The organism is Sphingomonas sp. Leaf343, from assembly GCF_001423765.1.
Lineage (GTDB): Bacteria > Pseudomonadota > Alphaproteobacteria > Sphingomonadales > Sphingomonadaceae > Sphingomonas.
This window is the reverse complement of the sequence record NZ_LMPG01000012.1, coordinates 165,840-180,046: the sequence shown is the minus strand read 5'-3', so window position 1 is coordinate 180,046 and position 14,207 is coordinate 165,840. Positions and strand designations below refer to the sequence as shown.

15 protein-coding genes are annotated in these 14,207 nt (G+C 68.0%); 8 read left to right on the top strand and 7 right to left on the bottom strand.

What is annotated here, in order from left to right; genetic code table 11:
* Nucleotides 1-8 precede the first annotated feature (8 nt).
* From ASG07_RS10395 to ASG07_RS10380, 4 genes are all read left to right on the top strand, one after another.
* Nucleotides 9-1,052, top strand: a complete 1,044-nt coding sequence (locus tag ASG07_RS10395; RefSeq protein ID WP_055845627.1) for an enoyl-CoA hydratase/isomerase family protein — start codon at nucleotides 9-11, stop codon at nucleotides 1,050-1,052.
* 11 nt (nucleotides 1,053-1,063) lie between these two features.
* The gene (locus tag ASG07_RS10390) at nucleotides 1,064-1,840 is read left to right on the top strand and encodes an enoyl-CoA hydratase (RefSeq protein ID WP_055846124.1); all 777 of its coding nucleotides are present in this window, start codon (nucleotides 1,064-1,066) and stop codon (nucleotides 1,838-1,840) included.
* Nucleotides 1,841-2,050: 210 nt separating this feature from the next.
* On the top strand, nucleotides 2,051-2,920 hold the full coding sequence (gene mmsB, locus ASG07_RS10385; RefSeq protein WP_055845624.1) for a 3-hydroxyisobutyrate dehydrogenase: 870 nt from the start codon (nucleotides 2,051-2,053) through the stop codon (nucleotides 2,918-2,920).
* 99 nt (nucleotides 2,921-3,019) lie between these two features.
* Nucleotides 3,020-4,048: an alanine racemase gene (locus ASG07_RS10380; protein WP_156361836.1), complete on the top strand. Its 1,029-nt coding sequence runs from the start codon at nucleotides 3,020-3,022 to the stop codon at nucleotides 4,046-4,048.
* Between the two features lie 7 nt (nucleotides 4,049-4,055).
* Here the strand turns inward: ASG07_RS10380 and ASG07_RS10375 are convergent, their stop codons facing one another.
* From ASG07_RS10375 to ASG07_RS10360, 4 genes are all read right to left on the bottom strand, one after another.
* Nucleotides 4,056-4,541: a GNAT family N-acetyltransferase gene (locus ASG07_RS10375; RefSeq protein ID WP_201780997.1), complete on the bottom strand. Its 486-nt coding sequence runs from the start codon at nucleotides 4,539-4,541 to the stop codon at nucleotides 4,056-4,058.
* Nucleotides 4,542-4,598: 57 nt separating this feature from the next.
* Entirely contained in the window at nucleotides 4,599-5,675 is a 1,077-nt protein-coding gene (locus ASG07_RS10370) for a hypothetical protein (RefSeq protein WP_055845617.1), read from the bottom strand.
* 143 nt (nucleotides 5,676-5,818) lie between these two features.
* Nucleotides 5,819-7,006 (bottom strand): acetyl-CoA C-acetyltransferase, encoded by a 1,188-nt coding sequence (locus tag ASG07_RS10365; protein ID WP_055845614.1) that lies wholly within the window; start codon nucleotides 7,004-7,006, stop codon nucleotides 5,819-5,821.
* A gap of 32 nt (nucleotides 7,007-7,038) precedes the next feature.
* Nucleotides 7,039-8,043 carry an alpha/beta hydrolase gene (locus tag ASG07_RS10360; protein WP_055845611.1) on the bottom strand — a complete coding sequence of 335 codons (1,005 nt, stop codon included), beginning with the start codon at nucleotides 8,041-8,043 and terminating at the stop codon, nucleotides 7,039-7,041.
* Nucleotides 8,044-8,138: 95 nt separating this feature from the next.
* On the opposite strand from ASG07_RS10360, the gene phaR reads away from it, so the two are divergent.
* The 3 genes from phaR (at nucleotide 8,139) to hslU (ending at nucleotide 10,719) form a co-directional block, all read left to right on the top strand.
* Nucleotides 8,139-8,705 (top strand): polyhydroxyalkanoate synthesis repressor PhaR, encoded by a 567-nt coding sequence (phaR, locus tag ASG07_RS10355; RefSeq protein ID WP_055845607.1) that lies wholly within the window; start codon nucleotides 8,139-8,141, stop codon nucleotides 8,703-8,705.
* A 78-nt stretch (nucleotides 8,706-8,783) separates the two neighbouring features.
* Complete coding sequence (gene hslV / locus ASG07_RS10350; protein ID WP_204195684.1) at nucleotides 8,784-9,350, top strand: ATP-dependent protease subunit HslV; 567 nt, start codon at nucleotides 8,784-8,786, stop codon at nucleotides 9,348-9,350.
* 73 nt (nucleotides 9,351-9,423) lie between these two features.
* Nucleotides 9,424-10,719, top strand: a complete 1,296-nt coding sequence (gene hslU, locus ASG07_RS10345) for an ATP-dependent protease ATPase subunit HslU (protein ID WP_055845600.1) — start codon at nucleotides 9,424-9,426, stop codon at nucleotides 10,717-10,719.
* 36 nt (nucleotides 10,720-10,755) lie between these two features.
* On the opposite strand, the gene ASG07_RS10340 is transcribed toward hslU, so the two are convergent.
* Nucleotides 10,756-11,217, bottom strand: coding sequence for a YaiI/YqxD family protein (locus ASG07_RS10340; protein WP_055845597.1), 462 nt, complete (start codon nucleotides 11,215-11,217; stop codon nucleotides 10,756-10,758).
* 231 nt (nucleotides 11,218-11,448) lie between these two features.
* A complete protein-coding gene (locus ASG07_RS17850; RefSeq protein ID WP_055845593.1) occupies nucleotides 11,449-12,150 on the bottom strand; it encodes a PEPxxWA-CTERM sorting domain-containing protein in 702 nt (233 codons plus the stop codon).
* A 177-nt stretch (nucleotides 12,151-12,327) separates the two neighbouring features.
* On the opposite strand from ASG07_RS17850, the gene ASG07_RS10330 reads away from it, so the two are divergent.
* The gene (locus ASG07_RS10330) at nucleotides 12,328-13,257 is read left to right on the top strand and encodes a hypothetical protein (RefSeq protein ID WP_055845588.1); all 930 of its coding nucleotides are present in this window, start codon (nucleotides 12,328-12,330) and stop codon (nucleotides 13,255-13,257) included.
* Between the two features lie 256 nt (nucleotides 13,258-13,513).
* Here ASG07_RS10330 and rplA read toward each other — a convergent pair whose 3' ends face one another.
* A complete protein-coding gene (gene rplA, locus ASG07_RS10325) occupies nucleotides 13,514-14,206 on the bottom strand; it encodes a 50S ribosomal protein L1 (protein WP_055845586.1) in 693 nt (230 codons plus the stop codon).
* Nucleotide 14,207 lies beyond the last annotated feature (1 nt).

The following is a 14,207-nucleotide window of genomic DNA, read 5'->3' as shown; positions in this document are numbered from 1 at the left end:
GGCGTGAAGTGACTGAAGACATCCTCGTCACCGTCGAAGGCCCCGTCGCCTACCTCCGCCTCAACCGCCCGAAAGCGATCCACGCCCTCAACCTGTCCATGTGCGAAGCCATCACCGCTGCGCTGGAGGACTGGCGTGCGGACACCGCGATCGAGGCGATCATCCTCGATCACGCCGAGGGGCGCGGCTTCTGCGCCGGCGGCGACATCCGCATGCTCGCGGACAGCGGCTCCGGCGACGGCAGCGACGCGCGCGCGTTCTTCGCCACCGAATACCGCATGAACCACCGGCTGTTCACCTATGTGAAGCCGATCGTCGCCTTCATGGACGGTATCACGATGGGCGGCGGCGTCGGCATCGCGCTGCCGTGCCGCTACCGCGTCGCGACGGAGAACACGAAGTTCGCGATGCCCGAAACGGGCATCGGGCTGTTCCCCGATGTCGGCGGCGGCTGGTACCTGTCGCGCCTGCCCGGCCGCGTCGGTCAGTATCTCGCGCTCACCGGTCATCGGCTGCACGGCGCGGAATGCCTCGCGCTTGGGCTGGCCACGCATTATCTGCCCGCCGATCGTCTCGAAGAGGCGAAAGCGCGGATCGCCGCCGATCCGCAGGCCATCGACGCGACGCTGGATGCGCTCTCGATCCCTGCGCCCGACGCTCCTCTGCTGGCGCATCGCGAGGCGATCGATCGCCTGTTCGCCGCCGACGATCTGGAAACGATCCTCGCCGCACTCGACGCGGATGGTGGCGACTGGGCGCAGGCCCAGCGCGCCACGCTCGCGACCAAGTCGCCGCAGGCGATGAAGGTATCGCTCAAGCTGGTGCTCGACGGTGCGCAGATGCCGACCTTCGAGGACGAGATGCGTCAGGAATATGCCGTCGCCGTCCACGTCGTGCAGCGCCCCGACTTCGCCGAGGGCGTGCGCGCGCTGATCGTCGACAAGGACAACGCGCCTCGCTGGAACCCCGCCACCCCGGCGGAGGTCAGCGACCATATGATCGACCGCATCTTCGCACCCTTGCCCGCCGGCGAGGAATGGACGCCGAACTGAAGGGAGCCAGCATGGCCGAATACGAGACGATCCTGGTCGAGCAGCGCGGCGCGGCGACGCTCGTCACGCTCAACCGCCCGCAGGCGCTCAATGCGCTGAACGGTCGGGTGCTGGACGAGCTGCTCCACGCGATGGCCGCCTTCGACAAGGACGCGTCGCAGGGCTGCGCCGTCCTCACCGGCAGCGCGAAGGCGTTCGCCGCGGGGGCCGACATCAAGGAGATGCAGGCGCAGGGCTTCGCCGATATGTACGGCCACGACTTCTTTGCCGGCTGGGACCGCTTCACCCGCACGCGCAAGCCGATCATCGCCGCGGTCGCCGGCTACGCGCTGGGCGGCGGTTGCGAGGTCGCGATGATGTGCGACTTCATCCTCGCCGCCGACACCGCCAGGTTCGGCCAGCCCGAGGTCAAGCTCGCAGTGTCCCCCGGCATGGGCGGGTCGCAGCGGCTGGCGCACGCGGTCGGCAAGGCCAAGGCGATGGAGATGTGCCTGACCGGCCGCATGATGGACGCTGACGAGGCCGAGCGCGCCGGCCTCGTCAGCCGCATCGTCCCCGCCGACGACCTGATCGACGATGCGGTGAAGACCGCGCAGACGATCGCCGGCATGGCCCCGCTCGCCGTGCTGGCGAACAAGGAAATGGTCAACGCCGCGTTCGAAATGAGCCTGTCGCACGGCGTCCAGTTCGAACGCCGCCTGTTCCACGGCCTGTTCGGCACCGAAGATCAGTCGGAAGGCATGGCCGCCTTCGTCGAGAAGCGGGCAGGAGTCTGGACGGGGCGCTGATCTGCGCCGCAGAGAACTCGCGCCGTCGTGGTAATGGGACGGCACAAACCCCGATCCGTTCGGGCTGCCTGTCGAAGCCCAGCCATCCGCAAGCGATCGGCACGTGGAGACAGGCCCGTCGACAGGCTCAGGGCAAACGAGTTGGGACGAGTAAGGGTCATCGCACTCCAGTCGCCCGCTTCGAACGAACACAGGACAGGAGAGGACAACATGGCACGCGTCGCGATCATCGGTCTGGGCAATATGGGCGGCGGCATGGCTGCGAACCTTGCAAAAGCCGGCCATTCCGTCCGCGCCTTCGATCTGAGCGAGGACGCGCTCGCCCGCGCCGAAGCCGCCGGTTGCACCCGCGCCACCTCCGCGCCCGATGCGGCGCAGGATGCGGAGGCGGTCGTGACGATGCTCCCCGCCGGCGCCCATGTCGCCTCCGTCTACGACGAACTCTTCGTGGTGATCGCGCCCGACACGCTGCTGATCGATTGCTCGACGATCGACGTCGCCACCGCTCGCCGCGTCGCCGAAGATGCCGCCGCGAAGGGCTTCGTCGCCGTCGACGCGCCCGTCTCCGGCGGCATCGCGGCGGCGGCGGCGGGGACGCTGACCTTCATGGTCGGCGGCACCGATGCTGGCTTCGACCGTGCGAAGCCGCTCCTCGACGATATGGGCAAGGCGGTGATCCGCGCGGGCGACAACGGTGCGGGGCAGGCGGCGAAGATGTGCAACAACATGCTGCTCGGCGCGACGATGATCGCCACGTGCGAGGCGTTCGTGATGGCGCAGAAGCTCGGCCTCGACCCGCAGGCGTTCTATGATATCGCCAGCGTGTCGTCCGGCCAGAGCTGGTCGATGACCAGCTACGCGCCGCTGCCCGGCGTCGGTCCGGTCACCCCCGCCGACCACGACTACAAGGGCGGCTTCGCGACCGCGCTGATGCTGAAGGACCTGCGCCTCGCCATGGCTGCCGCCGCCGATGCGAACGCGACCACGCCGATGGGCACCCGCGCCGCCGAATTGTACGAGGCATTCGCGGCGGCGGGCAACGGCGCAGTCGATTTCTCCGGCATCATCTGCACCTTGTGAGCGCCGCCGCCCGCCCGTCGATCGCCGCCGGCACCTTTTCCGGCGCGACCGGGCTGGCCTGACCGGGGCCGCAGCGGCTATCGGGGCGACGTGATCGCCATCCCGCCCCCGCTTCGCCTGCTCATCGACGGCCACGCACTCACCGCCAACTGGCGCGCACTCGACCGGATGAGCGGCACCGCGGCCACCGGCGCCGCGGTCAAGGCGGACGGCTATGGCCTCGGTGCGGTGCAGGTGGCCGGACGCCTCGCGCAGGCGGGATGCCGCGACTTCTTCACCGCGACCTGGGCGGAGGCGCAGGCGCTCGCGCCGCTCGGCCTGACCGTGTCGGTCCTGCACGGCCTCCGCGCGGAGGACGTTCCCGCCGCGCTCGCCGGCTTCGCCCGCCCGGTGCTGAATACGCCGACGCAGGTCGCGCGCTGGCGGGAGGCGGGCGGGGGACCGTGCGACGTGATGGTCGATACCGGCATGAACCGGCTCGGTCTGGCGGCGGCGGATGTCGCGTCCGGGCTGCTCGACGGACTCGCGATCGATACGCTGATGAGCCATCTCGCCTGCGCCGACGAGGACGCACCGATGAACCCGGCGCAACGCGCCGCACTGGAGGCATTGCGCGGCAGCACCGGCGCGCGCCGCCTCAGCCTCGCCAATTCCGCGGGCATCGCGCTCGGGACCGGTTACGCCTTCGACCTGACGCGACCCGGCCTCGCGCTCTACGGCGGCATCGCCCGCACCGAACTCGCCGGCGTGATCGGACAGGTCGTGACCCCGCAGGCGCAGGTCCTGCAACGCCGTCGCGTGCCCGCCGGCGCGACGGTCGGCTACAACGCCACGTGGACCGCGCCGGCGGACACCGAAGTCGCGATCCTCAACCTCGGCTATGCGGACGGCTATCTGCGCGGCTTCTCCGACCGCGGATCGGCCGTTGTCGGCGACGTGACGCTGCCGGTGATCGGGCGCGTGTCGATGGATCTCGTCGCGCTCGACGTCGATGCCGTGCCCGATCTCGCGGAGGGTGACTGGGTGTCGATCGCCTTCGATCTCCCCACCGCCGCCGCCGCCTCCGGCCTGTCGCAATACGAACTGCTGACCGGGCTGGGCGCACGCTATGGGCGGGTCTGGGCCTGAGAGCCGATCACTCCAGCATCAGCAACGCCCGCCCGACCCGGTCCCCGGCTTCGCCCGTATCGCGGAAGCCGAGCTTGTGCAGCAGGCGCCACGACGGAAGGTTCGCCGGCCTGCACTCTGCGACGATCCGGCGATCCGGATGCGCGCCCCGCAAGGCGTGCAGAACGGCGGCAACGCCCTTGCTCGCATAGCCGCGCCCGTGCCGCGCGGCGTCGATCCAGTAGCCGATCTCGATCCGCTCGCCCGCCCGCAGATGCACGCCGACGCAGCCGACCAGATCGTCACCCTCCCACAGCCCCAGAAAGCACTCCTCCGCACCGTTCCGCGCGATCAGCGCCACGGCGTCGTCGTCATCGAAGGGCGAGGACAGGAAATCGATCGGCCCGGTGATCGCGGGATGATCCGTCAACCGCCGCAGATCGCCGGCATCCGCCGGTATGAACGGCCGAATAGCAAGCCGTGATGTCGCAAGGGGCCACAGCAAGCCGATCACGACGGTCGGCACCTTGCGCGACACACCCGAAGGACGTTCCTCACCGGAACCGCGACCTCAATTGTCCGCCATGATCTCGAACGTCCCCGGTCCCATCCTGAAGACCACCCGCTCGACGCATCCGGTATACCCTGTCGACGAAGACGCCCTTCGCGCCCCCGACAGGATGGACGCCGCCGCCGTCCCGAACTCGTCAGCCGGCTCGGCGCGCAGCACCCGGACATGGCCCGTCGCCCCCCACGGCGCGACGTCATAGGCGAGCACCGCCCAACCCTCGATCGCCCGCCGGCCCCAGGGTTCGGGGTAGATCAGCTGCGGCTGTTGCGCCCAATCGGCATCCTTGGGGCAATTCCCATCGGCCGGTCGCAACGCGTCGAGCTCGACATCGGCTGGTGCGGCCAGCCGCGTCGCCCGCCGGAGATAGGGATTGAGGCAGCCGGTCCGCGCGCCGCCGGTTAGTCGCGACTCCCCGATCGCCCGCAGGGCCGCGGCATCCAGCGCGGCATTGCCCGTGCCGCCGGCCAGCCGCGTCCTGACCGGGCGACCCTCCGCGTCCTGATCGTATCCCACCAGGCTCCAGTCGCGCACCCCGGCGGCGGCGGGCAGCCGTTCGTAATCGGGCGATACCGCGACCAGCCACTGCACCCGCGGCTCCCGGTCGCAATCGCCGCCCACCGGCCGGATGCGCTCCCATCCCGCCGGCGGCAGCGTCCCATTCAGCGGCATGACGGAAAAGGACATCAGATCCTCGACGGGCGCGTTCGCCATCGTCCTTGGATCGGGTGTATAGATAATCGTGCAGTCCCGTGCCGCCCCCGGTGCGAAGCGCGACGCGGCGAGCGACGGCGCAACGTCCTCCGCTCCGTCGACCCATCCCTCCGCCTGCCGCACGATCGACAGGGGCCGACCGGTCTCGTCGATCCGGAAACGATAAGTCGTCGGCACCCTGGTAACCGACGACCACGACAGGCTCGTATAAGGTCGCAAGGCGCGCGCGCCGGCCGGCACGCCGCCCCCACATCTCACCTCGCCGGGCATCCAGCGCATCAGGACCGGCTGCGCCATGGGCGGCGGCGGTGCCGGCGGAAGGTCGCCACCGGCTACCGCGCCGGTCAGAAGCATGAGCAACGTCATACCGATATCCTCCTACCGATCCGCTGCATCGTCAACGTGGTCGCAAAAGGCTATGGGCGCGATGACGTCACGGCGGCTTCGCCCCATCCCTTCAGGGGAGGGGCGAAACGACTTCGCATCGGGACCGAAACCGGTCGACCGAGTCAGTCCCGCTCAAGGCACATGGCGATGCCCATGCCGCCGCCGATGCACAGCGTCGCCAGACCCTTCTTGGCGTCGCGCTTGCCCATTTCATAGATCAGCGTCGTCAGCACCCGCGCGCCCGACGCGCCGATCGGATGCCCGATCGCGATCGCGCCGCCGTTGACGTTGACCTTCTCCGCGTCCCAGCCCAGCTCCTTGCCGACCGACAGCGCCTGCGCCGCGAACGCCTCGTTCGCCTCGATCAGGTCCAGTTCGCCGATCGTCCAGCCGGCCTTCTCCAGCGCCTTCTTTGATGCCGGCACCGGGCCGATGCCCATCACCGACGGATCGACGCCCGCCGACGCCCAGCTGCGGATCGTCGCCAGCACCGGCGTACCGCGCTTCTCGGCCTCGGCGCGGCTCATCACGACGATCGCCGCCGCGCCGTCGTTCAGGCCGGACGCGTTCGCCGCCGTGACGGTGCCGTCCTTCTTGAACGCGGGCCGCACGCCCGACACGCTGTCGATCGTCGCACCGGCGCGGATATACTCGTCGTCGGACACGACGGTATCGCCCTTGCGGCCCTTGATCGTCACCGGCGCGATCTCGTCCGTGAAGCGACCGGAACTGCGCGCGGCCTCCGCCTTGTTCTGCGAGCGGACGGAGAACTCGTCCTGTGCCTGCCGCGTCACCTGATACTGTTCCGCCAGATTTTCGGCGGTGATGCCCATGTGATACCCGTTGAAGACGTCGGTCAGCCCGTCCTTGACCATCGTGTCGACCAGGCTCAGGTCGCCCATCTTCTGCCCGCCGCGCACCGACTGCGCATGTGCCGAGAGAGACATCGACTCCTGACCACCCGCGACGACGATCGTCGCATCGCCGGTCGCGACCGCCTGCGCCGCCAGCGCCACCGCGCGCAAACCGCTGCCGCACACCTGATTGACGCCCCAGGCCGGAACCTCCTTGGGTACGCCTGCCGCCATCGACGCCTGCCGCGCCGGATTCTGCCCCTGCGCCGCGGTCAGCACCTGACCCATGATGACCTCCGACACGTCCTCGCCCGCGACGCCGGCCTGCTCCAGCGCGGCGGTGATCGCGATCCGGCCCAGCTCGTGCGCCGGCGTCGTGGCGAATGCGCCCAGAAAGCTGCCGACCGGCGTCCGCTTGGCGGCGGTGATGACGATATCGTTGGGGGCGCTGGCCATGATGTGTCGAATCCTCTCGAAAATCTGTTTTGCTATGTAGGCGAGGGGAGGGCCGCGATCCAGTCGGCAAGCGGTTGCCACAAGGTCGCCCGCGCCCGTCCGCCGACGATCATGCCGACATGCCCCGACGCGATATCCCGGTGGTCGGGCAAGCCGGCGGCGGTCGCGGCAGGTACAATCCGGTCGGTCGTCGACACGAACTCCACCGCCGGCACGCCCAGTGCCGCCGGATCGACCGTATCGCCCCCGACCCGCCACATGCCGCGCCCCGGCGCATCGTCGGCGATCATCGCGAATAGCTCCGCCCCCGCGGCATAGGTCAGCGGCGCACCCGCATTGCTCCAGTCCTCCAGCCTTATGAACGCCTTGGCCTGGGCGCTGTCCGGGTCCATCCGGCCGAACGCCTCGAACTTGGCGATCGTCCGCGCCGGATCGAGCTGCCAGAATCCCGCCTGCAACACCTCCATCGGGACCAGCCCCAGCGCCTCGCATGTCGGTTGCGCGCCCCGCCACATCGCCGCGATCGCATCCCGTGCCGGTCCGTATCCCTCGAACTTCCATGGCGCGGCCATCGTCGCTACCCCCGCGACCTGAGCCCCGGCAACCCGGGCCCGCGCGGCGGCGGCCAGCGCCATCGTCCCGCCCAGACAATATCCGACCAGCACCGGCGGCCGGTCGAACGTCGCCAGCAACGGCAGCAGCAGCGACTCGACATGCCCCGTGACTGACAGGTCCCGTTCCGCCGGCACCGGCTCGCCCCAGTCGAGCAGCCACGCCGCAAACCCCTGCGCCCCCAGCCACCGCAGCAGCGACCGGTCTTCCGACAGGTCGAGCACGGCCGGCGGATTGATGAGCGACGGCACCAGCACCACCGGTGTTCCCTCCCCGGCGGTGCCGCGCAACGTCACCCGGCCATGGCGTCGCACCTCCTTCAGGGGCGGCAGGCCATGCTCGCGTCGCGCCGCCTGATATCGGGCCAGCCCCAGCAATGCCGCAGCGCGGCGCGCCGGATCTTTTGCGGTTTCGCTGCGCAGCATGTCGAGGAACAGCGGCAGGGGGCGCGGCGCGTGTTGCGGTGCGTCATCGTTGGGCCTAGGCTGTTCGAAAGAGGACGACACTCGGGGGGATTTCCATGAAGAAGCAGAACGCCGGCGGAACGGTCGTCATCAAGAAATACGCGAACCGTCGTCTCTACAACACCGAGACGTCGTCCTACATCACGCTCGACCACCTCGCCAAGATGACGCGTGAGGGTCGCGATTTCAAAGTCGTCGATGCCAAGACCGACGAGGACATCACCCACAATGTCCTGACCCAGATCATCATGGAAGAGGAAAGCCGCGGTGAGACGATGCTGCCGGTCAATTTCCTGCGCCAGCTGATCTCGATGTATGGCGACTCGATGCAGTCGATGGTGCCGAGCTATCTGGAGGCGTCGATGGACAGCTTCCGCCGCAACCAGGAACAGTTCCGCACCGCCGTCGAGGGCGCGTTCGCCACCGGCCCCTTCGCCGAAATCGCCAAGCGCAACATGGCCATGTTCGAAGCCGCCGCGACCGCGTTCAAGCCCCCCGTCGGCGGCGTGCCCACGCCGACGCCGACATCGGCAACGGCCGACGAGGCCAAGGACGACACGCTCGCCGCGCTGAAGGCGGAAATGGCGGCGCTTCAGGCGAAGGTGGAGAAGCTGGGCGGCTGATCGTCCGTCACGCCGGGCTGGTCCCGGCATCCACCACCCCTCTTTGCACCCGCCGGCCAGCCCCCCATATGACGCAGCATGAGCGGGAACGAATCCTCCATGCCGGTATGGCATGGCACCACCATCCTGTCCGTCCGTCGCAACGGTAAGGTCGTCGTCATCGGCGACGGACAGGTTTCCATGGGCCAGACGGTCATGAAACCCAACGCGCGCAAGGTGCGGCGGCTGGGTGCTGACGGCGCGGTCGTCGGCGGCTTCGCGGGGGCGACGGCGGACGCCTTCACCCTGTTCGAGCGGCTGGAGCGCAAGCTGGAACAGCATCAGGGCCAGCTTCTGCGCTCCGCCGTCGAACTGGCGAAGGACTGGCGCACCGACAAATACCTCCGCAATCTGGAGGCGATGATGATCGTCGCCGACAAGGACGTGACGCTGATCCTGACGGGTAACGGCGACGTGCTGGAGCCGGAGAACGGCGTCGCCGCGATCGGCTCGGGCGGCAATTACGCGCTCGCCGCCGCCCGCGCGCTGGTCGATTACGAAGCCGATGCGGAGACGATCTGCCGCAAGGCGATGGCGATCGCCGCGGAGGTCTGCGTCTACACCAACGACCGCCTCACGATCGAGACGCTGGACAGCAGCGGGTGAGAGATGGAGCGCGCCAGCGCCTCCACTTCCTCCACTTCGCGTCTCCACTTCCTGTGAAATGAACCCCTTGGCCATGAACGACCAGCTCACCCCGAAAGCCATCGTCGCCGCGCTCGACGCGCACATCATCGGCCAGTCCGATGCCAAGCGCGCGGTCGCCGTCGCGCTCCGCAACCGCTGGCGGCGTCAGCGTCTCGGCGCGGATCTCCGCGACGAGGTCACGCCGAAGAACATCCTGATGATCGGGCCCACCGGCTGCGGCAAGACAGAGATCAGCCGCCGTCTCGCCAAGCTGGCCGACGCGCCCTTCGTCAAGGTCGAGGCGACCAAGTTCACCGAGGTCGGCTATGTCGGTCGCGACGTCGAACAGATCGCCCGCGACCTTGTCGAGGAAGCGATCCGCCTTGAAAAGGAACGTCGCCGCTCCGCCGTCAAGGACAAGGCGGAGGAGGCCGCGCTCGACCGCCTGCTCGACGCGCTGACCGGCAAGGGGTCCAGCCAGGCGACACGCGAGAGCTTCAAGCAGCGCTTCCGCGACGGCCACCTCGACAATGCCGAGGTCGAAATCGAGGTCGAGCAGGCCCCGGCCATGCCCTTCGACATCCCCGGCGGCGCGCCGCAGATGATAAATCTGGGCGAGATGATGAAGTCGTTCGGCGGCGGTCAGCAGCTCAAACGCCGCAAGCTCACCGTCCGCGCCGCATGGGACAAATTGGTCGAGGAGGAGGCCGACAAGCGCCTCGATCAGGACGAGGTCAGCCGCACCGCGCTGGCCGACGCGGAGGCGAACGGCATCGTCTTCCTCGACGAGATCGACAAGATCGCGGTCAGCGACGTGCGCGGCGGCTCCGTCAGCCGCGAGGGCGTGCAGCGCGACCTGCTGCCGCTGATCGAGGGGACGACGGTCGCCACCAAATACGGCCCGATGAAGACCGACCACATCCTCTTCATCGCATCGGGCGCGTTCCACGTCGCCAAGCCCAGCGACCTGCTGCCCGAACTTCAGGGTCGCCTGCCGATCCGCGTCGAACTCAAGGGCCTGACCGAGGCCGATTTCGTCGCGATCCTGTCCGACACCAAGGCATCGCTGCCGCTCCAGTACAAGGCGCTGCTCGCCACCGAGGAGGTCACGGTCGAGTTCACCGAGGACGGCATCGCCGCCGTCGCCCGCATCGCCGCGGAGGTGAATGGCGAGGTCGAGAATATCGGTGCCCGTCGCCTCCAGACGGTCATGGAAAAGCTGCTGGAGGACGTCAGCTTCGACGCCGAGGACCGCGCCGGCCAGACGCTGGTCGTCGACGGCGCCTATGTCGACCAGCAACTCGCCAGCATTGCGCGCAATACCGACCTCAGCCGCTTCGTGCTGTAAGTACCGCTCCCCCTCTCCTCGGGAGAGGGGGAGCGGTCACACCGACCGCCCCAACTTAACCAACGCCGCATCCAGCGCCGACAGGAACCGCGACCGGTCCGCCTTCTGGAACGGTGCCGGCCCACCCAGTTGATCCCCGCCCGCGCGCAGGTCCGCCATGATCGCCCGCGTCGCGATCGCCCCGCCGATCGACGCCGCCGTGAACGGCTTCCCCGTCGGCGACAGCACGGTGGCGCCCGCTTTCAGGCACCGGTCCGCCAACAGGATATCCGCCGTAACCACCACGCAGCGCGCGTCGGACTGCTCCGCGATCCAGTCGTCCGCCGCATCGAACCCGTCGCTCACCACGACGCGGCTGACCAGCGGATGCGCCGGAATGCGCAGATGCTGGTTGCTGACGATCACCACCGCCACCCCCACGCGCCACGCCACGCGGTAGATCTCGTCCTTCACCGGACAGGCATCGGCATCGACCAATATGCGGCGAGGATCGGGAATGACACGGCTCCGGGTCGGTGTTGAACGCCGCCCTTACCCCCGATGACCGCCCTTGAGGAAGATCCCCACAGGACCTGGCGCGCCGGACCGGGCCAAGTCCAGCCCCCCGGTCCTGTCCGCGATGCGTGGCATGCCGGCCGCAGCCACCATGAGCGGCCGGTCATGTTGCTGGACACAGGAAAGCCGCCGGTCTTTCGACCGACGGCTTTCTTGTCAGGCCCGAAGGGGTGTTCAGACGAACGAAACGGTCCGCGATTTGCGGCGATAGCGGGCCGCACCGCCGATCGTGCCGAAACCGAGCAGCATCATCGCCCAGGTGGCGGGTTCGGGAACGGTGGTGACGAGCTTGGTATAGGAGGTGTAGCGAGCGAACGTCGTGCCGCTGAGCGTCCTGGTGTCGACGGTGGCGTCGCTCTTCGGGACGTCGACGCTGGAGTTGCCGCCCACGGCGTTGATGATATGCTTGATGGCATCCACCTTGTCGAAGTCGGCGTAGCGAGAGCCGACGATAACCGCACAGGACACCGTACTCTCGCATCCATTGATGAGCGTGGGACTGCTGGCGAAATCATAGATCTTTCCATTGATCTTCACCCCATCTTTCATGAGATCGATGAAATTGTTCAACACTCTGATGGGGCGCGGCGAGAAACCGTCCATGGATCTGCATTTGCCGAAGATGTCGAGGCAGGTTCCATCGACGAATTCGACATCGGAAAGCCTCTCGAAGGTGCCGTCGGGCGTGACGAATATGGCTCGGTTGCCCAGCCGATTGGCATCCGCGAAATCGGAGGCCACGGGATGCCCGTAAATTCCACGGATCGCCACCAGCTTGCCATCCTTTATTTCGTACGTCGCGGCGCTTGCACCACTTGCGGCCGTAACGCTGGCCAGGATCGCTGCCAGAATACGTGCGGATGCCCTGATGTTCATATTGCCCCCAAGAAAATGCCGCGTCGGACGATCCGGACGCGAACTGAAGGCCGGACCAGATAGCGATGGTCTACACCGTGTAAACGACCGGAGTATCCGGAATGGACCGCGTGCCGCTTTGGGGCATCCGATCGCCGCCACCTGTCGTCGGGGACGTCGGATGGGTATGAGGGACGCATGGACTCGTTTCCGATCAGGCGACTGTCGCGACTGGGCAACGAGGGGCTGCTGTCGTCCACGCTCGCCGTGGTCGAGCTGGGCCGGGGGCGGTACGAATGGGGCGTGGTGGCCCTGCTGCTGCTAAGCCGGTGCGCGGCGGACTGGGTCAATGGCGAGGTCATCGAACGACCTGCCGGGCTTCGCCAGTCGATGTCGGTCCGCGCCATCTCGCAATCGCTGGCGGCCCCTTACGCCTCGATCCACCGCTATGTCGCCGCGATGCAGGAGCAGGGCCTGGTGATCGCGACCGGCAAGGGGGTCGCGATCAACAACCATCCCGCCGCAGCGCCGGCGATCACGGCGTTCCTGACCGGCGCGCACGATCGGTTCATCAGGCTTGCCGAGGATCTGGCATCCGACCTGGATTTCGGGCATCCGGAGGGTGCTCCGCGGCCAGGGCTGCTCGCTGCCACCATGGCGGCGGCCCTCGACATCGCGCTGGTGCCCTATGAGATCGCGCACGAACCGATCACCGACTGGACCAGCAAGCTGGTGTGGATCGTCATCATCGTCGCCAACGTCCGCCATATCACCACAGACGACGCACTGAGCCGGGCCTATGCGATCGAGCCGACGCCGGACGCGCTTCGCATGCCGATCGATGTCCGCCGGATCGCTGCGATCACGGGTCTCAGCTATGGTTCGACCTTTCGGCACTGCCAGAAGCTGGCCGGGCTGGACGTCATCAAATATGACCGTGGCGGCTGGTTGCTGGCGTCGCGGCAGCTGCGCGACAGCGATGTGGACGGAGGCGTCCGGGCCTTGCTGGCCTATTACGGCAAACGGATCACCGGGCTGGTCGCGCTCGGGCTGCCGATCGATCGGATCGATGGTGCCTATATCGGGCATCGGCCGCCGTACGCCGCGATAGGGATTGCCGGATCCTGACGACCCACGAAGCTGGCCGATACGTCGGCGTCCGACCATCGTTTCCGCGAACCAAGGCTTAACATCGGCGAAGGGGCCGCCAGCGGATCGGCGCGACGATGGCAATCCAGATCGGCCGAACAGCACCGATCGCCCGCAAGGCGACTGAATCCTCGCGTCGGCGGCCAGCACCCCCGCTACACAGGAAAAGGGCCGCAGGATCACTCCTGCGGCCCTTGATCTCATCCCTTCCGAACCCGGAAGGAACCGGCGGCGATTACGCGCCGGCGACTTCGGTCGTGTCGATCTTGATCCCCGGACCCATCGACGACGACAGCGCGATCTTGCGGACATACTTGCCCTTCGCGCCCGACGGCTTGGCCCGCACGACCGCGTCGACCAGCGCGTCGAAGTTCGCGCGCAGGTCCTCGGCCGGGAACGACGCCTTGCCGATGCCCGAATGGATGATGCCGGCCTTCTCGACGCGGTACTCGACCTGGCCGGACTTGGCGTCCTTGACCGCCTGCGCGACGTTCATCGTCACGGTGCCCAGCTTCGGGTTCGGCATCAGGCCCTTCGGACCCAGCACCTTGCCGAGGCGACCGACGACGCCCATCAGGTCCGGGGTCGCGATGCAGCGATCGAAGTCGATCGTGCCACCCTGGATGATCTCCATCAGGTCCTCGGCACCGACCACGTCGGCACCCGCCTCACGCGCTTCGTCGGCCTTCGCGCCGCGGGCGAACACGCCGACGCGCACCGTCTTGCCGGTGCCCTTGGGCAGGTTCACGACGCCGCGGACCATCTGGTCGGCGTGACGCGGATCGACGCCCAGGTTCAGCGCGACCTCGATGGTCTCGTCGAACTTGGCGGTCGCGTTGGTGCGGGCGAGGGCGATCGCCTCGTCGATGCCGTGCAGCTGCTCGGGATTGATCGACAGCGTCTTCTGCTTCTTGGTCAGCTTGGCCATG

Bases quoted from the DNA above. Each gene is read 5' to 3' on its own strand.
- ASG07_RS10365 (WP_055845614.1), bottom strand. From the start codon at position 7,006: ATGGCCAGCGCCCCCAACGATATCGTCATCACCGCCGCCAAGCGGACG.
- ASG07_RS10390 (WP_055846124.1), top strand. From the start codon at position 1,064: ATGGCCGAATACGAGACGATCCTGGTCGAGCAGCGCGGCGCGGCGACG.
- ASG07_RS17850 (WP_055845593.1), bottom strand. From the start codon at position 12,150: ATGAACATCAGGGCATCCGCACGTATTCTGGCAGCGATCCTGGCCAGC.
- phaR (WP_055845607.1), top strand. From the start codon at position 8,139: ATGAAGAAGCAGAACGCCGGCGGAACGGTCGTCATCAAGAAATACGCG.
- ASG07_RS10360 (WP_055845611.1), bottom strand. From the start codon at position 8,043: ATGCTGCGCAGCGAAACCGCAAAAGATCCGGCGCGCCGCGCTGCGGCA.
- rplA (WP_055845586.1), bottom strand. From the start codon at position 14,206: ATGGCCAAGCTGACCAAGAAGCAGAAGACGCTGTCGATCAATCCCGAG.
- hslV (WP_204195684.1), top strand. From the start codon at position 8,784: ATGAGCGGGAACGAATCCTCCATGCCGGTATGGCATGGCACCACCATC.
- hslU (WP_055845600.1), top strand. From the start codon at position 9,424: ATGAACGACCAGCTCACCCCGAAAGCCATCGTCGCCGCGCTCGACGCG.
- mmsB (WP_055845624.1), top strand. From the start codon at position 2,051: ATGGCACGCGTCGCGATCATCGGTCTGGGCAATATGGGCGGCGGCATG.
- ASG07_RS10330 (WP_055845588.1), top strand. From the start codon at position 12,328: ATGGACTCGTTTCCGATCAGGCGACTGTCGCGACTGGGCAACGAGGGG.
- ASG07_RS10370 (WP_055845617.1), bottom strand. From the start codon at position 5,675: ATGACGTTGCTCATGCTTCTGACCGGCGCGGTAGCCGGTGGCGACCTT.